At 73.7% G+C, this 17,518-nt stretch carries 9 protein-coding genes; 3 read left to right on the forward strand and 6 right to left on the reverse strand.

Annotation, left to right across the window (positions count from 1 at the left end; genetic code table 11):
- Nucleotides 1-27 precede the first annotated feature (27 nt).
- Nucleotides 28-1,071, forward strand: coding sequence for an NAD(P)/FAD-dependent oxidoreductase (locus EDF32_RS09120; protein WP_233565829.1), 1,044 nt, complete (start codon nt 28-30; stop codon nt 1,069-1,071).
- Here EDF32_RS09120 and EDF32_RS09125 read toward each other — a convergent pair.
- Both EDF32_RS09125 and EDF32_RS09130 read right to left on the reverse strand, forming a co-directional pair.
- Complete coding sequence (locus EDF32_RS09125; protein WP_158614080.1) at nt 1,050-5,714, reverse strand: GH92 family glycosyl hydrolase; 4,665 nt, start codon at nt 5,712-5,714, stop codon at nt 1,050-1,052. The two genes, EDF32_RS09120 and EDF32_RS09125, sit on opposite strands and share 22 nt — an antisense overlap.
- Before the next feature lie 198 nt (nt 5,715-5,912).
- Entirely contained in the window at nt 5,913-6,869 is a 957-nt protein-coding gene (locus tag EDF32_RS09130; protein WP_123308409.1) for a zinc-binding alcohol dehydrogenase family protein, read from the reverse strand.
- Between the two features lie 92 nt (nt 6,870-6,961).
- Here EDF32_RS09130 and EDF32_RS09135 point away from each other — a divergent pair, with 92 nt between their 5' ends.
- Nucleotides 6,962-7,498 carry a MarR family winged helix-turn-helix transcriptional regulator gene (locus tag EDF32_RS09135; RefSeq protein ID WP_123308222.1) on the forward strand — a complete coding sequence of 179 codons (537 nt, stop codon included), beginning with the start codon at nt 6,962-6,964 and terminating at the stop codon, nt 7,496-7,498.
- On the opposite strand, the gene EDF32_RS09140 is transcribed toward EDF32_RS09135, so the two are convergent.
- Both EDF32_RS09140 and EDF32_RS09150 read right to left on the reverse strand, forming a co-directional pair.
- Complete coding sequence (locus EDF32_RS09140; RefSeq protein WP_123308223.1) at nt 7,477-11,394, reverse strand: discoidin domain-containing protein; 3,918 nt, start codon at nt 11,392-11,394, stop codon at nt 7,477-7,479. The two genes, EDF32_RS09135 and EDF32_RS09140, sit on opposite strands and share 22 nt — an antisense overlap.
- Before the next feature lie 375 nt (nt 11,395-11,769).
- Complete coding sequence (locus EDF32_RS09150) at nt 11,770-12,273, reverse strand: FBP domain-containing protein (RefSeq protein WP_123308225.1); 504 nt, start codon at nt 12,271-12,273, stop codon at nt 11,770-11,772.
- Nucleotides 12,274-12,542: 269 nt separating this feature from the next.
- Here EDF32_RS09150 and EDF32_RS09155 point away from each other — a divergent pair, with 269 nt between their 5' ends.
- Entirely contained in the window at nt 12,543-13,778 is a 1,236-nt protein-coding gene (locus tag EDF32_RS09155) for a dipeptidase (protein WP_123308226.1), read from the forward strand.
- 293 nt (nt 13,779-14,071) lie between these two features.
- Here EDF32_RS09155 and EDF32_RS09170 read toward each other — a convergent pair whose 3' ends face one another.
- Nucleotides 14,072-16,654, reverse strand: a complete 2,583-nt coding sequence (locus tag EDF32_RS09170; RefSeq protein ID WP_123308227.1) for an MMPL family transporter — start codon at nt 16,652-16,654, stop codon at nt 14,072-14,074.
- Between the two features lie 13 nt (nt 16,655-16,667).
- The gene (locus tag EDF32_RS09175; protein ID WP_123308228.1) at nt 16,668-17,390 is read right to left on the reverse strand and encodes a TetR/AcrR family transcriptional regulator; all 723 of its coding nucleotides are present in this window, start codon (nt 17,388-17,390) and stop codon (nt 16,668-16,670) included.
- Nucleotides 17,391-17,518: the final 128 nt, after the last annotated feature.

Raw genomic sequence — 17,518 nt, forward strand, 5'->3', positions numbered from 1 at the left:
TACGCAATACCGGTCTAGCGTGGAGCCATGACCATGAACCGCGGACCTCTGACCACGCCCTCCCCCGCCGACGCTGTCCCTGGCCCGACGGCGCCCCCCGACCGCTACGACGTCGTCGTCGTCGGGGGCGGCCCCGCCGGTCTCGCGGCCGCCGTCACGCTGGCCCGCTCGCTGCGGTCCGTCGTCGTGGTCGACGCCGGCGAGCCGCGCAACGCACCCGCCGAGGGCGCGCACAACGTGCTGGGGCACGAGGGCGTCGCGCCCCGGGACCTGCTCGCGGCCGGCCGCCGCGAGGCGGAGGCCTACGGCGTCGAGGTCCGCGCCGGGGAGGTCGTCGACGCGCGCCGCGGCGCCGACGGCACCTTCGAGGCGCAGCTCGCGGACGGCGCCGTCCTGCGCGCCCGGCGCCTGCTCCTCGCGACCGGACTGGTCGACGAGCTGCCCGACGTCCCGGGGCTGGCCCAGCACTGGGGGCACGACGTGCTGCACTGCCCGTACTGCCACGGCTGGGAGGTGCGCGGCCGGCGCATCGGCGTGCTCGGCGCCGGGCCGGCGAGCGTCCACCAGACGCTCCTGTTCCGCCAGCTCAGCGACGACGTGACGCTGTTCCTCGACGGCATGGACGACCCGGAGCCCGAGACCTGGGAGCAGCTCGCCGCGCTGGGCGTGCGGGTCGTCGACGGGCGGGTCGAGCAGGTCGGCTCGGCCGGCGAGGGGGACGGCGCCGGGCTGAGCGTCCGGCTCGCCGCGGAGGACTTCGCGGTCGACGCGCTCGTCGTCGCACCGCGGTTCGTCGTGCGCGGCGAGCTCTACGGGCGCCTCGGTGGGCAGCTCACCGAGCACCCCATGGGCCGGATGATCCCGACGGACCCGACGGGTCGCACCGACGTGCCCGGCGTGTGGGCCGCGGGCAACGCGCGCGACCTGAGCGCGATGGTCGTCGTCTCCGCCGGCGAAGGGCTCATGGCGGGCGCCGGGCTCAACGCCGACCTCGTGGCCGAGGATGCGCGCACGACGGTCGAGGCGCGCCGCGCCGTAGCGAGCCGCGCTCAGCAGCCCGCCGGGGCGTAGGTGGCCTGCTGGGTTCCCGTGCCGACCGACGAGGCGGTCACCGTGACAGTGGCCGTACCCCCCTCGAGCGTGCCGGTGCGGGTGTTGAACGACTGGTAGGCGCTCGTTCCAGGCTTCACGCCCGCGACCGTCTTCGTGCCGAACGGCGTGCTCAGCACGACGTCGACCGGCGTCGAGCCGCCGTTGCTCGCGCGGACCGCCACGTAGGCGTTGGCACCCACGCACCGGCTCACCGCGGTGACCTCGACCTGCTTGACGACCTTCCACCGCAGCTGGTCGGCCGACAGGGTCAGCCGGCGCAGCGCCGTCGAGACCCGCTCCGCCGTGGCGGACGGGTCCGCGGCGACCGCCTGAGCAGCGGAGAACGCCCGGGTGAAGACCGCGAAGTCCGTCGCGAGGTACAGGTCGCCGTCGGAGGTGCGGTCGCTGTACTCGGCGATCGCCGCCCGGAGCGCCGTCTTGTCGACGGCGTAGCCCAGCGCGAACCAGTCCAGGTTGCCGACGTACGGCTGGCTCGCCGTCGGCGTGCTCTGCAGGTCGACGTAGATCGTGTGGCGGCCGGTGAGCTCCGCCGGGAGCGCGACGGTGGTCGTGCCGTACGTGCCCCAGCCCGAACCGGTGGACGGGAGGGGGACGACGACGAGCGGGTCGCCCGACCGCGAGTCCACGTGGACGGCGAGCCGGCCGTCGACCACCTTCGTCGTCGGGGCGTCGTAGCGCACGCTGAGCGACGTGGCGTCCCGCGAACCGAGGTCCACGTCCCGGTACCGGACCCATGCGCCGTCCTTCGTGCCGGCGAGCTGACCGCCCACGCTCCCGGCCTCGGTCTTGAGGTCCGCACCCGAGTAGTCGGTACCGGGGACGAGGCCGGAGCCGGCGGCGTTCAGCATGCCGTAGCCGGTGCGGATCGACTCGAACTGGACGGTCTTCGAGGTCTCGGCAGTGTCCGCCTCCGCCTGGAACTGCACCCAGTCCACGTTCGCCACCCAGCTCTGGCCCGCGGCGAGCCTGCCGGTGAACACGAGGTAGACGTCGTTGCTGCCCGCGAGCGCGGCGACCTCGTCGGCGGTGAAGTCATGGGTGAGCGCGGTGTAGCTCGACCAGCCGCCGGTCGTCGGCAGCGAGATCGTGGTGACCAGCGGGCCCGTCGGTGAGCCGGTGCGGATCTCGACGGCGGAGCTCGCCGACGCGGTGCCGGGGTTGTGCGCGTAGTCGATCACGAACGACGCGAGCGTCGACCGGGAGAAGTCGAGCCCGCGGTAGGCGAGCCACGACCCGGGAGCGACGCCGCCGACGTCGGTCCCGCTGCCACCGCTCTCGGTCTTCAGCGTGCCACCGGACCACTGGTCGTGGTCCTCGGCCTCCAGACGCCGGTAGCCGTCGCCGCCGATCTCGAGACCGTCGCTCGCGGCCTGCAGGACCGCGAGCGCCGTGGAGAGCTCGTACTCCGACGAGGCGACGTCGGCAAGGACCGCCTGCGCGGCCTCGACCGCGGACTCGAGGACCGCGAACGATGCCGCCGAGTAGTGGTCCGCCGTCACCAGACGCGCATCGTCGTACAGCGCCTGGAGGTCTGCGCGCGACGTGGACGCGGGCGACAGGACGAACGGGACGAGCGCCGTCGTGCCGGCGCCCGTCACCTGGGCTGCCGTGGCGCCGGCCAGCGCAGCGTCGGCGAGCCGGAGCGTGAAGTGCGTCCTCGACGTGCTCTCGAGAGTCCCCTGGAAGGTGACCGCGGCGGTGGTCGGCCCGGTCGTCTTCACCTGCGCGGTGACACCGGGGTCGAGCCCGGGGAAGGCGACCGCGCTCGCGCCGAGCACCGAGCCCGTCGCGCCGGCGAACGTGACACCACCGCTGAGGGTGAGGTCGACGGTGCTGCGCACCGCCCCGTCCGACCCCGCCGTGACGTCGGTCGTGCTCGGCGTGATGTCGTAGCCGGCGAAGCGCACCTTGAGCGCGAGCGCGCGGTCGTCGGCGCTCGGGGCGCTGCCGGAGAAGGCGCCCGCACCGAGCGTGACCTCGAGGTCGTCGGTCGAGTCGTCCACGAGGTGCCGCTCGGCCCTGCCGGCGAGCGTGAGGTCGAGGGTGCTCGCGCCGGTCTTGGTCGCCTCGAGCGCGAGGCCCTCGGGCACGCCTGTGGCCGTGACCTGCGAGGTCAGGTCGGAGCCGACCGCCCCGGCGACCGTCGCCCCGGTCACGGACACGGAGACCGGGTCGTCGATCGAACCGTCGTTCGCGGCGGCCTCGTCGAACACCTGCGTGCTCGTCGCGACGTCGTCCGACGGGTGGTAGAGCGCGCTGGAGACGTGGTCGTTCACCGAGTCGGCGTCGATGCCGTCGGCGCCCCACGACGAGGGGCTCGAACCCATCGTGAAGTGCAGCACGCCGCCCGCGTTCATCTCGGCGGCGGTGAGCCACGTGCGGTTCAGCGGCCGACCGTCGAGCGTCGCGTCCTGGATGTAGTGGTTCTCCGCGCTGACGCCGGGCGCCTCGACGGCAAGGTCCTTGCCACCGGGGTAGTGGATCGTCGTCCTGTCGAAGATCGGCGTGGTGATCTGGAACGAGTCGCCGCCCGCCATCACGGGGTACAGGCCGATCGCGCTGGACACGAAGTACCCGGACATCGTGCCGGCGTCGTTGTCCATCGTCTCGAGCATCCCGTCGGGGGCGTTCTGGAAGACGCTGCGCTTCGCCGGGCTCGTCTCGCCGTTGCCGTCCGCCTTGTAGCGCACGCACACCGGCTCGGTGACCGTGCGGTACGTCCAGTCCTGGGTCTGCGCGGGCTGTCCGACGACGTTGAAGAGGAACGGCGCGTGCACGGAGATCTCGTTCGCGTACAGGTGCAGGTTGCGCGAGCAGTCGTCCGGGGCCTGGTTGCCGAAGAAGAAGTTCACGGCCTTCGCGGCGTTCTCCTGGCCGCCCATCAGGTCGACCATGCCGCCGAGGTCCTGGGCGTCGTACCAGTTGTACTGCCAGGGCGTGCCCTGGTAGAGCCCGCTGTTCGGGTAGTTCTCCGGGTCCTTCGTCGTGAAGCTCGCCGTGTCGCTGTTGCTCGAGCGCGGCATGAGCATGCCGACGTCGTCGACGCCGGCGGCGACCCCGGTGGCCGCGGTCGCGTGGGGGTCGTCCTTCAGGGCGTCCGCGTCGAAGTCCTTCGCCCAGCGGGCGGCCTCGTCGCGGTAGTGCACGGCCTCGCCCTTCTTGCCGATCGCGCCGGCGATGACCGACAGGCCGTACGCGTCGTAGGAGTAGCCGAGGAGACCGCCGTCGACGGAGTCGAGGTTCGTCAGGCTCGCCGGGCTTCCGGTCTGCGCGACGAGCGCGGGATACGCCTTCTCGAGGCCCTGCAGCCGGACCCCCTTCGAGACCGCGTCCGCCACGACGACCGGGGCACGCTCCCAGCGGACCGTCGGCACCGACTGCAGCAGGCTCGCGACGGAGCCCTTGCCGCTCGTCGTGACCTCCGCGTACAGGTCGACGAGCGACTGCACGACGTCGCGGTAGACGTCCGGGTAGACGGACGCGACGGCCGCGTACTTGTGGAAGTCGTCCCACAGCGACCACGAGTCGTAGTGCGTGTACCCGTCCGCCCGATAGACGGCGCCGTCCGCGCCGCGGTACGTCCCGTCGGTCGACGTGGCGTTCATCGGCGAGTCGGCGAGCCGGTAGAGGTGCGAGTAGAGCTGGGTCTTGAGGTCACCCGTCGGGTCGTTCGTCGTGGTCGCGTCGACGTCCACCTTGCCCAGCCGGTCGTTCCACTCCGCCTTCGTCGCCGCGCGGACCTGGTCGAACGACTTCCCGCCGACCTCGACGGCCGCGTCGCGTCGCGCCTGCCGGGTGCTGATGGGCGAGAGCGTCACGCGGAGGCCGACGTGCTCGTCCGCCGCGGCGTCGAAGTTGAGCACGGCACCGATGTCCGTGCCGTCCTGCGTGGTCGCGGTGGAGCTGAGGCCGCCCGCGCCCCAGGTCTGCACCGACGAGGCAGGGGCCGTCGTCTCCGCGTAGTAGTAGAGCTTGTACGACGACCGGTAGAAGTACCCGGTGAAGGAACCCGAGAGCGTCGTGTTGCCGTCCGGGCTCGTCCCGACCTCGAGGTCGGTCGCCTTGCGCCCGTTCCCCGTGTGCTGGAGGTCGACGACGAGGGCGGCGTGGCCCGCGGATCCGAAGGTGTAGTCGTGGACGCCTGTCCGCGTCGCTGCGGTCACCTGCGCGTCGATGTCCTTGCCGGACTCGTCGAGGCCGACCTGGTAGTAGCCCGCCGTGGCCGACTCGTCCTTGGCACCCCCGCTGGTCCGGATGGTCTTGCCGTAGCTGCTGGTCGAGGGGCGCGCGGTGTAGCTCTGGTACGTCGGTACGACGAGGACGTCGCCGGCGCCACCCCCGCCGCCGACGCCGTCGAGGGCGAGGTTGGTGAAGCCCTGGAGGTCGCTCGCGGTGTACTCGTACCCCACGTGGTTGCCGGGCGTCGTCGTCGGCGTGACGGTGGCGAGCCCGTACGGAGCGAAGGCGCCCGGCCCGTCCTGCCCGTGGTCGCCGTCCGTCCCGATGAACGGGTTGACGTACTGCGTGTAGTCGCTGGGAGCGGCGGCCTCGGCAGCGCTCGCCGGCGCGGCGAGCGGCACCACGACGGCCGACACCAGCATCGCGAGCACCGTGGGCAGAGCCGCGCGGCGGAACCGGGCGGCACGGGCGGGTCGGAGAGACCTGGGGGCGTCAGCCTGGGGCGACAACGCTGTCATATCGAGGAGCGTAGGGACCGCGGGCAGACCCGTCAAGAAGCTCCTGCGCCAGCACCGCGGCATGTCCGGACGCCGCCGCTGCGCCACGCCCACCACGCAGCGCTACATCGTGACCACCACGCGACGGGCACCCTCGGCGGGCGCCGTGAACGCGGCCTCCACGTGCTCCAGCGGCACGGGCTCCGCCTCGACCGTCAGCGCGCCGGCGACGAGCGCGTCGACCAGGGCGGGGAGCTCCGCGACGATCCCGGCGGCGGTGACCGAGCCCTGGCCGCTGCCCAAGATCCGCAGGTTCGCGGCGCGCAGGACGTACGACGGGAGCGTGATGTCGGCGCCGGCCGTCGACCCGATCTGGATCCAGTCCAGGGGCGCGCCGCGGTCGGTGCGGTGGGTCAGGACGGCGGGCAGCGCCGCCTCCGTCGGGGCGCCCCACGTGTAGTCGAGGACGACGTCGACGTCGCCGGCGGCCGCGCCGAGGCGCTCGGCGACCTCCGCGGGGTCACCGACGAGCGAGACGACCTCCGTGGCGCCGAGGCCCGGCAGGAGCGCGAGGCGCTCCGCGTCGCGGCCGGCGGCCACGACGCGCGCCGCGCCGAGGTGGCGGGCGACCTGCACGGCCATCCGGCCCGCGCTGCCGGTCGCGCCCAGGACCAGCACGCTCTGCCCGGCCCGGAAGCCGGCGCGACGGCGCAGCGCCACCCACGACGACATCGCGGGGTTCATCGCCGCGGCGACCACGACGGGGTCCGCCTCGTCGGGCAGCGGGACCGAGCGGCGCAGGTCCACGACGGCCTGCTCGGCCATCGTGCCGCCCGCCGAGTCGTCCGCGACGAAGTAGACGTGCCGCCCGTCCGCGAGGCGACCGACGCCGTCGACCCCCGGGACCATCGGCAGCGCGCCGCGGCTCGTGTAGTGGCTGCCGTCGGCGCCGGAGCGCACGCGCGGGTGCAGACCGGCCGCGAGCATCGTGACGAGCTCCTCACCGTCGCCCGGCACGGGCGCGGGGTGCTCCTCGTAGCGCGGCGGGCGGTCGAACGAGCTGACGACGGCGGCGTGCATGGTGGTCACGGGCCTCTCCTCGGAGACGAAGTAGTACGCGATACGAACTACTATAGTTCGTGCCACGTACTAGATCAAGTACCCTGGGTGTCATGACCGACGCGACCGACCCGACCGGCCTGGTGGACGGGCTCGTGCAGCTCTCCTTCCGCGTGCAGGCTGAGCTGGCGGACGTCGCCGCGGAGCACGGCCTGTCCGTCGTCCAGACCCGGATGCTCGGCATCCTGCGCGACCGCGAGCCCCTCATGCGCGAGCTCGCCGAGCACCTCGGCCTCGACCGGTCGAGCACGTCCGGGCTGGTCGACCGCGCCGAGCGCCGCGGTCTCGTGCGGCGCTCCCCCTCCACCCGCGACGGACGGGCGGTCCAGGTCGCGCTCACCGACGCCGGTCGCGAGATCGCGCGTGCCGGCGAGGCCGAGATCGAGCGGCGGGTCCGCGCGCTGACCACCGCGCTGGACGACGACGGTCGCGCCGAGCTCGCGCGGCTCGCGGCGGCGGTCGTCGACGAGGACGCGCCGCCCGAGACGCACCCGCCGAGACGTCGAGCTCGGCCCCTGGATTCGAAGAATCAGGGGCCGAGTTCGACGTCTCGGCGGACGGGTGCCGGTCAGGCGTCGGACGCCGGGTAGGCGACCTGCTCGGTGATCGAGGCGGCCGCTCCGGAGGCGACCTTCGTGGTCACGGTGACGCTGCCGGCCTCGAACGAGCCCCCGCGCGTGTTGAACGACTGGTAGGCGCTCTTGCCCGGCGCGACGGAGGAGAAGGACTTCTTCCCGAAGGGCGTCGTCACCGTCACGTCGACGGGGGCGTCGCCCCCGTTGAGCACGCGCACCGCGAGGTAGGCGAGGGCGCCGACCTTGCGCGGGTCGACGTCGACCGTGACGACCGGTGTCGTCGTCGTGGCCAGGTTGTAGCCCTCCACGACGACGTCCATCGCCCCGCCGCGACCGGTCCAGGCGGCGTGCTCGAGCGTGAGCGTGCGCTCCTCGCCCGGCAGCAGCCAGACGTAGTTGTCGCTCGCGAACGCCGGCAGGGCGCGCTCGCCGGACGCACGGTCGCGCAGCGACACGCGCACCATCGAGGCGATCCTGGCACCCGTGTTGCGGACCGTGACCGCCCCGGTCCCGTCCGCGCGGTCCCAGGTCGCCTCCGCGGATACCGTCGTGCGGCCCACGTCGTTGAGCGACTGCATGTCCGTGTCCTTGCGGTAGCGCCAGTACACGTTCTCGGAGAGCAGGGTGCCGTCGGCGTCGTGCAGGCGCAGGCGCAGCAGGTGGGCGGCCGGCAGGCTCGCGCCGAACGCGACCTTCGCCAGGGCGGTGAAGGACGACGGGGCGACGTCGACGCCGTCGTCCGTCCGGGGGTCGGCGAGGCGCGTGCCGTCGAACCCGAACAGCTCGGTGGTCACCGAGGCGCCCTCCAGCGCGGTGCTCGTCTGGTTCACGGCGCGCACCGTCCAGTCCGTCGCGTCCGCCTGGACGTGCAGCAGCTCGCAGGCCTTGCGTGCCCCGTGGTAGCTGCCGTTGACGTCGAGGTCGTAGTCGTACGTCTGCCAGACCGTGCTGTGCCAGGCCGGGCTGGACATCCACAGCAGCAGGCCCGACGACGGGTTCCACATCTTCGAGTTCCACGCCTCGAACAGGGCGCGCATGCTCTCGTAGTTGACGAACTGCGCCTTGGCGCAGAAGTCGTCCAGGCTCGTCCCGGCGCCGAGGCGCCTCTCGATGGCGTCCTTGTACCCGTTCGGGTTGGCCGCGCCCTTGGTGCTCCAGTCGTGCAGCCACCACGCGTCACCGGGGGGCCACTCCTGGCCCGTGCCGACAAGGTTGCGCATGCTCGCCGCCACGGAGACCGTCGGCAGCCCGACCTCGGTGTGGAAGCCGAAGCTGTTCCACGACCCGGCGCCGGTGTAGTAGCCCTCGGGCGAGGTGTACCAGTACGCCCCGCCGCCCGAGACGATGCCCTCGCGCGAGTTCGGGTGGTACAGCAGCGGCGTCAGATCGGTCACGGCCTTGCGCAGCCCGTCGTCGACCTCCTTGGGCGGCGTGCCCTCGTTGGCGCCGCACCACACCGCGAGGCACGGGTGCGAGCGGTAGCGCAGGACGGTGTCGCGCGACTGCTCGACGAACACCGCGTGGTCCGGCGGGTCGAGGGTCCAGGCGAGCGGGAAGTCGTTCCACACGAGGATCCCGTAGCGGTCGCAGGCGTCGTAGAACTCCTCGCGGTCGCTCGTGCCGAGCCACACCCGGATCATCGTGAAGTTCATGTCGCGGTGCATGCGCACCATCGCGTCGATGCGGCCGTCCGCACCGCGCTTGAGGAGCTCGTCCCAGCCCCAGTTCCCGCCGCGGCACAGGACGCGCACGCCGTTGACGCTGATCTGCAGCGGCGTCGCCCCGTTGTCGACGCTCGTGACGTCCGTCCAGGACTTCCCGTCGCTCGAGACCTGCACCCGGAACTGCGACGCGAGCGCCGACTCCCAGGCGATCTCGACCCGGTCGAACGTCGTCGCCGCGCCCAGGTCGAGCTGGATCCACTCCCCGTCCTTGTAGGCGGAGGACCAGCGGGTCTTCGGGTCGCCGTCGACCGCGAGCGGCGCCTCGTGCCCCGGCTGGTCGACGGACGACGCCGTCGCCGTCGCCCCCCGCGCCAGGTCCGTCGCCGCGTCCGCGCTGTCGCGGACCGCGAGGCTCCACATCGAGATGCCCCAGCTGGACGAGCGCTTGTCGCCCACGATTCGCAGGTACCGCGCCGTCTGCCGGTCGAGCTCGACGGTCTGCTCGGCGCGGTCCTTGCCGTTCTCGACCGCGAAGGGAGGGTCGTAGTCGTAGTCGATCTGGCGCATGCCGAACCGCACCGTGCGCTCGTCGCTCGTGGTGCCGCCGACGCGCAGCGTCACGTCGAGATCGTGCAGCGCCGCCTCGCCGTAGCCGTGGGGCCACCACAGCTCGGGGTCCTGCAGGCGCAGGGCGGCGAAGTCCGCCGGGGCGAACGTCGCGTCCGCGGTCCCGCCGCCCGGGACCGTGACGGTCCGCTTCGCGGTCGCGCCGCCGACGGCGATCTGCACCTCGACCTGGCGGCTCCCGCTCTCCGCGTTGTGCACGGGAACGGTCACCGTCAGCTCGGCGGTGGACGTCGCCGGCAGGTCGGGCAGCGCGGTGTCGATGCGGGTGTCGCCGATCCGCGCCGCGCCGGTGGACCGCAGGCGGACGTGGTTCCAGATGCCGCTCGCGCGGTCGCGGACGGCGGGCATCCAGTCCCAGCCGGTGACCGAGAGCCACGTCGGCGAGGCCTGGTTGACCGTGCCCGAGCCGGCGTCGGTGTACGAGGCGCCGTCCTCCCCCTTGTCCCCGGGGCTCCCGGGCTTCGGCATGGGGCTGATCTTCGCGGCGAGCGCCTGCGGGCCGGCGGCCGCGAGCGCCTGAGTGACGTCGTAGGCCGCGCGCGAGAACGGGTGAACCAGGGTGCCGAGGCTGGTGCCGTTCAGCCAGACGTCGGCCTGGTGGTTGATCCCGTCGAGCTCCAGCCAGACGTGGCGCCCGCTGCTGCGGTCCAGCGCGGCCGGGACCTCGAGCTCGCGCCGGTACCACCAGGCGTGCCGGGAGAGCGCCTCGGGCACGTTGAGGTTGTCCAGACCGAACACCGGGTCGGGCAGGTGACCCTGCTCGACCAGCGAGGCGAGCACCGTCCCCGGGACGGTCGCGGGCAGCCACGCGCTGGTGTCGACGCCGACGGTGGCGAGGGCCGCGCCGTCGTCCGGCCCGGCCCAGTCGTCGAGCGTGAGCCGCCACCCGGACTCCACGGGGACGGTGCCGTCGTCGGCCACCTCGAGGGCCGGGGCGGGGGTGTCGTCGCTGCCCCAGCGGGTCCAGCCGGTCGCGTCGGGGCGCTCGGCGCCGCTCGTGCCGAAGACCTGGAAGCCGTTGAGGCCGAGGGGGTTGGTCGTCGAGAGCTGCAGGCTGGTCAGCCGGACGTGCCGGGCGGTCACCGCGGCGTCGAGCGTGACGTCGACCGCGCCGCCCGTCGACGAGGTGGTGCTGTACACCGGCGTCCAGGCCTTCCCGTCCGTCGAGGTCTCGATCCGGAAGGAGCTGGCGTAGCTGGAGAGGATCTCCGAGCCGTCGGTCCCCGCGCGCGGGTTGTCCCCCGAGGCGCCGACGAAGGCCTTGTCGCCCTCCTTGGCCTCGAAGACCAGGCGGACGCCGGTGATCGTGCATGACCCTTCGAGGTCGACGGCGATCCACTGCTCGGCGCCGTCGGCGGCGCGCCAGCCGGATCCGCGCACGCCCACCTCGGCGAGCCCGTCGACGGCGAACTGCGCCGGCGTCGGGGCGTGCGCCGTCGAGGAGACGCTGACCGGGCGGTCGGCGGCGAGGTCGAGCGCGCCCTCGGCGCGCGGCGCGCGGACCAGGGCCTGCGCGGCCCCCGGCACCGCGGTCGCGATCGCGACGCTCGCCAGCACCGTGGCGTTGACCTCGAGGAAGTGCCGGCGCGTGAGCCCGGTCTTCGCAGGTGAGTCCGACATCGTCGTGGTACCCCTTCGTCCTCGCCCCGCTGTGCGATCCCGCCTCCGTCACCCTCGGGGTGGGCGTCGGCGGGCCCCGCGTCGGTGCGGGGCACCCGTCCGGATGCGGCGCTGCGGTGCGCGGCATCCGGGCGGGGTTCGGCGTGGTGCGGTCGATCGATAGCGAAAGTGTGGGCCGCGATGACACCGCTGTCAACTGGTTGCGCAAGATGGTGGATTAATCACTTCGCGGCAGGAACTCCCTCGCCGAGACGTCGAATTCCGCCCCTGGGTTCGAAGAATCAGGGGCGGAATTCGACGTCTCGGCGGACGGGCGGGACGGGCGGGGCGGGCGGGGCGGGGCGTGCCCGGGCGGACCTGGGCCGGCCCGCCCGGTCAGCGCGTGCGCAGCACCTCGGCCACGAACCGCGCGGAGCGCTCGCGCAGCCCGGCGATGCGCCGCTCGACGATCTCCTCCGCCGCCGTGGCGTTGCCCGCCTCGGTGCGCGTCGGCGTGCGCCGGACGTTCGCCGAGCACACGAACTGCGTGCAGACCAGCGTGCCGATCGTGTTGCCGCGCTTGCCCGACGCCCCGCCGCGGCGCGCGACGTAGAGCGAGACGTCGTCGGTCACGACGACGTCCTCGCACCACGCGCACACGGCCTTGCGGCGGCGCCCGTCCGGGCTGGGGTCGCCGGCGCGCAGCAGGACGCCGGTGGGCGCGCCGTCCAGCTCGAGCACCGCGTACGCCGCGAGCGGCGCCTTCCGGTCGCGCCAGCCGAGGTAGTCGAGGCTCTCCCAGTCGATCGCGTCGAGGTCGGGGAGGGTGGCCTGCGCCGCCTCGCGCTTGGACGCGTTGACGAAGGACGCGCGGATCTGCTTCTCGTTCAGGGGGTTCATCGGGGTTCGGTCTCCAGGTCGGGGGGTGGGGTCGCCGGCGACCCACGACCGCCCCGTCGCCCTGGCGCGCGCGCACCGTGCCGACCGCCGCGGAGGCGGTGCACAGGTACGGGATGTCCAGGGTCAGAGAGCGGCGCGGGCCAGGGCAGGGCCCGAGCAGGCCGTGAAGGCCACCCCGCAACCCGCGACGACGCCGTGCATCCGCCCGCCCCTCGATCGTTCCCGTGCTGAAGACCCGTCCATGCTACGCCGGACGTATCGTCGCCCGCATGGACGAGACCCGACCGACCCCCACCCCAGCCGACTCCGCCGACGACCGGGTCCGCGCGGTCCTTGCCGCGCACCCCGTCTGGGACGGGCACAACGACCTGCCCTGGGCCGCGCGCGAGCTCGGGGCGTACGCCCTCGACGGGCCGCGCGCCCTGGACCTGGCCGGCGGCACCGCCGGGCGCACCCACACGGACCTGCCGCGCCTGCGCGCGGGCGGCGTCGGGGCGCAGTTCTGGTCGGTGTACGTGCCCGCGCGGCTCGCCGGCGGGCAGGCGGTGACCGCGACCCTCGAGCAGGTCGACTTCGTGCACCGCCTCGTCGCACGCCACCCGGGCGAGCTCGCGCTCGCGACCACGGCCGACGACGTCGTCGCCGCCTGGGCGGAGGGCCGGGTCGCGAGCCTCATGGGCGCCGAGGGCGGTCACTCGATCGACTGCTCGCTCGGCGCCCTGCGCGCGCTGTACCGGCTCGGCGTGCGGTACCTGACCCTGACCCACAACGACAACGTGCCGTGGGCGGACTCCGCGACCGACGCGCCGTCGGCGCACGGCGGGCTGTCCGCGTTCGGTCGCGAGGTGGTCCGCGAGATGAACCGGCTCGGGATGCTCGTCGACCTCTCGCACGTCTCCGCCGGGACGATGCGGGCGGCGCTCGACGTCAGCGAGGCGCCGGTGATCTTCTCCCACAGCTCCGCCCGCGCCGTCTGCGACGTCCCGCGCGACGTGCCCGACGACGTCCTCGCGCGCCTCGCCGCCAACGGCGGCGTGTGCATGGTGACGTTCGTCCCCAAGTTCGTCACGCCCGCCGTCGCGCAGTGGCACACCGAGGCCGCGGAGGCGGCGGCAGCCGAGGGCGTGCGGTTCACGGACCTCGGGGAGTTCGAGCCGTGGATGGAGCGGTGGACGGCGCGCCACCCGCAGCCGACCACGACGCTGGCCGACGTCGTCGCGCACGTCGAGCACGTGCGGGAGGTCGCCGGCGTCGAGCACGTCGGCCTGGGCGGCGACTACGACGGGGCGTCGGGCTTCGCGCCCGAGCTGGCGGACGTGTCCGGGTACCCGGCGCTGCTCGCGGCGCTGGCGGAGCGCGGCTGGTCCGACGAAGACCTGGGCCGCCTCACCAGCGGGAACGTGCTGCGCGCGCTCCGCGGGGCCGAGGACGTCGCGGCCCGGCTGCGGGACGAGCGCGCGCCGAGCGTCGCCACGTTCGAGGAGCTCGACGGGCCGGTCGCCTGACCGCCTGACCGCCGAGAAGTGGGGGTGGGGGGCCGCGGGGGGGGGGGGGGGGGGGGGGGGGGCGTTATCGGGGCGGGGGGGGGGGGGGGGGGGGGCGCCGGCCGCCCCCCGCCCCTCGGGGCGGGGGGCGCCGCCCCGCCCCCCCCCGCGCCCCCCCCCCCCCCCGCCCCCCCCCCCCCCCCCCCGGCCGCCCCCCCCCCCCCCCCCCCCCCCCCCCCCCGCCCCGCCCCCCCCCACCCCCCCCCCCCCCCGCCCCCCCCCCCCACTTCTCGGCGAAGGGGTGCGCGGGTCGGTCAGCCCGCGCGCCCCGCGGTCTCCACGTTCCCCGCGGGCTCCTCCGCGTGCGGGTGCTTGCGCTCGAGCTTGGCGCCCTCCACGTCGACGTCCGGCAGGATCCGGTCGAGCCAGCGCGGGATCCACCACGCGCCCCGGCCCAGCAGGTGCATGAGCGCGGGGATCACGAGCATGCGCACCACGAACGCGTCGACGAGCACGCCGAAGGCCAGCGCGAAGCCGATCGGCTGGATCATCGCGTCGTCCGAGAAGATGAACCCGCCGAACACCGAGATCATGATGATCGCGGCGGCCGTCACGACGGACCGCCCGGCGCGGAACCCCTGCACGACGGCGACCCTGGCAGGTGCCCCGTGCGCGTACGCCTCGCGCATGCCGGAGCCGAGGAAGAGCTGGTAGTCCATCGCCAGCCCGAACAGGATGCCGACGAGGATCGTGGGCAGGAAGTTCAGGATCGGGCCCGGGTGGTCCACCCCGAACACGCCTGCGAGCCAGCCCCACTGGTAGATCGCGACGACGCCGCCGAGCGCGGCGTAGTACGACAGCACGAACCCGGCGGTCGCGATGACCGGGACCAGGATCGAGCGGAACACGATGATCAGGATGATCAGCGACAGCCCGACGACGACGCCCAGGTACAGCGGCAGCGCGTCCGACAGCTTCTCGGAGATGTCGATGTTGCCGCTGGCCGCTCCCGCGACCCCGAGCGTCACGTCGCCGTCGACCCCGTCCACGTCGAGCGGCGACATGTCGCGCAGGGTGTGCACGAGGTCCTCCGTCGACTGGTCCGTGGGGCCGCCCGAGGGGAGGACCTGGAACGCGATCACCGAGCCGTCGTCGGACGTCCCGGCGGGGGCGACGGCCTCGACGTCGTCCTGCGCGCCGAGCTGCTCGGCGATGCCGAGCTCGACGGCCGTCGTGTCGTCGTCGGACACCGGGGCGGGCAGGTCGGCGACGACGAGCAGCGGGCCGTTGGTGCCGGGCCCGAACTTGTCGGCGACCGTCGTGTAGGCCTGGAAGGACGTGGAGTCCGGCGGCTGCGACGACCCGTCGGGCAGGTTGATCCGCAGGCTGAACGACGGGATCGCGACGACCGCCAGCAGGACGATCCCGACGACCACGCGCCCGACGGCGACGATCGTGCGCATGGGCTTGACGGGTGCCGTGCCGGGGCCGGACGGCACCGTCCCCGCCAGGTGCGCGGGGTGCGGGTGGTCGTCGGCGTGGGCGGGGTGCGGGTGGGCGGGCTGAAGCGCCGCCCGTTCCTTGCGCGAGAGGATCCGCATCCCGATCGCGGACAGCAGCGCCGGAGTCAGGCTGATCGCGACGAGCACCGCGATGGCGACGCTCGCGGCGCCGACCGAGCCCATGAGGCCGAGGAACGGGATCCCGGTGACGTTGAGCGCGAGCAGGGCGATGACGACCGTCGTGCCCGCGAAGACGACGGCGTTGCCCGAGGTGCCGTTCGCGAGGCCGATGGACTCGACGACGTCGTAGCCCTCCTTGAGCTGGCGCCGATGCCGGTTGACGATGAACAGCGCGTAGTCGATCCCGACGGCGAGGCCGAGCATCAGGCCGAGCACCGGCGTCACGGACGACATCTGCACGATCCCGGAGAGCGCGAGCGCGCCCATCGCGCCGATCCCGACGCCGACGAGCGCCGTCAGCAGAGGCAGGCCGGCTCCGATCAGGGTGCCGAGCATGACGAGCAGCACGACGGCGGCCACGACCAGGCCGGTGACCTCACCGGGTCCGATGAACGCCGGCGTCTCCTGGGCGATGTCCGAGCCGAAGTCCACACCCACGCCGTCGATCGAGGCGACGTCGTCCGTGAACGTGTCGATCACGTCGTCCTTGGTGGCCTGCGGGATGTCGAGCTGGGCGTCGGAGAAGACCACCGTCGCCACGGCCGCCGATCCGTCCTCCGAGACGGTGCGGATCCCCGAGGACAGGTCGAGGAGCTTCTCGCCCTGCTCGAGCTGCGTCTTCTGCGCGTCGAGGTCGGCGGCGTTCTTCTCGAGGGTCTTCGACTGCTCGTCCAGGGCGTCCTGCTGCGCGTCGAGCTGCGCGGCCCCTTCCTCCGCCTGCGCGGCGGGGGCGGCGGCGAGCGACTCCCGGGCGTCGTCGATCTGCTGCTGGCCCTGCTCGACCTGCGCACGGCCGTCGGCGATCTTGTCCTCGCCGTCCGCGATCTGCGACTTGCCGTCGTCGAGCTTGGCGGCCTGCTGCTCGCGCTGCGCCTGCGTCTGGAACGGGTCGACGACGTCCTCGACGCCGTCGATCTTCCCGACCTCCGTGACGGCGTCCGAGATCTGCTTCTGCTCTGAGTCGGTGAACGCCTTGCCGTCGTCGGTGGTCAGGACGACGGTCCCGGTCCCGCCCGCGGCCGCGGGCATCTCCTTCGCGAGCTGGTCGGTCACCTCCTGGGTGGGGGTGCCGGGGATGCTGAAGCTGTCGCTCAGCGTGCCGTGGCCGACGACGTAGCCGACGCCGGCGAGCACGAGCACGGCCAGCCATGCGGCGATGACCACCCGCAGGTGGCGGGCCGCGCCGCGGCCGAGGCGGTAGAGGAGCTCTGCCATGGGAGCCTTCCGATCAGGACCCGCCGTGGGGGCGGGGTCGAGGAGTCGAGGAGTCAGGAGTCGAGGAGTCAGGGGTCGACGGAGGAGCGGTGCGGGGACGGAGCCGGTCCAGGAGCGCGGACCACGTCGCGCGGGACGCCGCGTCCGTGGCCCCGGCGGTCGCGGCGAGCCAGTACCGGTGCAGGACGACGAGGTCGCTCAGCAGGGCGGCGACCGCGAGGTCGGCGTCGAGGCGCTCCCGGCCGGGGTGGCGCAGCAGGAGCTCGTCGACGAACCGGTCGTTGAGCTCGGCGAGCGAGCGCAGGAGGAGCATCGCGGCCCGCGGCGGGACGTCCGCCGTGTCGGCGACGCAGGTCGGCGCGCCCGTCGCGAGGTCCGGCTGCACGAGACCGAAGCCCCGGCTCAGCGCGGCCATGGGGCCGACGAGGTCCGCGCGCCGGACGGCGCCCGCGGCGTCGTCCTGCAGGCTCGCGCCGGGGTCCGGCTCGGACTGCAGGAGGGCGTCGACGATCGCCTCGAACGACCGTGCGCCGACGGCGGCGACGACGTCGTCGAGCGAGTCGAAGTGGTTGAAGACGGTCCGCCGGGCGACGTCGGCCCGCACGGCGAGCTCGTCGACGGAGAAGTCCGGGCCGTCGGCCGCCATGAGCGCGGCGGCGGCGTCGACGATCGCGAGGCGCGTGCGGGCCTTCAGGCGCGCGCGCCGGTCGGGCTCCGTGGGCTCGTCGGAGGACATGCGACGACACTAGGTGCATCGGTGCACCGAGTGCACCCACTGGGCCTGAGACCTTGCCCACAGCGGCTCGCACGCCACCGCCACCGGCGCCACCCCGCCACCGCCGAACGCGTCATCAGTCGGCCCTT

The organism is Cellulomonas sp. PhB143 (genome assembly GCF_003752595.1).
In the GTDB taxonomy this organism is placed as follows: domain Bacteria; phylum Actinomycetota; class Actinomycetes; order Actinomycetales; family Cellulomonadaceae; genus Paraoerskovia.

Coding starts and splice junctions, on each gene's coding strand:
- EDF32_RS09170 (WP_123308227.1), bottom strand. CDS start 16,654: ATGGCAGAGCTCCTCTACCGCCTCGGCCGCGGCGCGGCCCGCCACCTG.
- EDF32_RS09140 (WP_123308223.1), bottom strand. CDS start 11,394: ATGTCGGACTCACCTGCGAAGACCGGGCTCACGCGCCGGCACTTCCTC.
- EDF32_RS09130 (WP_123308409.1), bottom strand. CDS start 6,869: ATGCACGCCGCCGTCGTCAGCTCGTTCGACCGCCCGCCGCGCTACGAG.
- EDF32_RS09150 (WP_123308225.1), bottom strand. CDS start 12,273: ATGAACCCCCTGAACGAGAAGCAGATCCGCGCGTCCTTCGTCAACGCG.
- EDF32_RS09120 (WP_233565829.1), top strand. CDS start 28: ATGACCATGAACCGCGGACCTCTGACCACGCCCTCCCCCGCCGACGCT.
- EDF32_RS09155 (WP_123308226.1), top strand. CDS start 12,543: ATGGACGAGACCCGACCGACCCCCACCCCAGCCGACTCCGCCGACGAC.
- EDF32_RS09175 (WP_123308228.1), bottom strand. CDS start 17,390: ATGTCCTCCGACGAGCCCACGGAGCCCGACCGGCGCGCGCGCCTGAAG.
- EDF32_RS09125 (WP_158614080.1), bottom strand. CDS start 5,714: ATGCTGGTGTCGGCCGTCGTGGTGCCGCTCGCCGCGCCGGCGAGCGCT.
- EDF32_RS09135 (WP_123308222.1), top strand. CDS start 6,962: ATGACCGACGCGACCGACCCGACCGGCCTGGTGGACGGGCTCGTGCAG.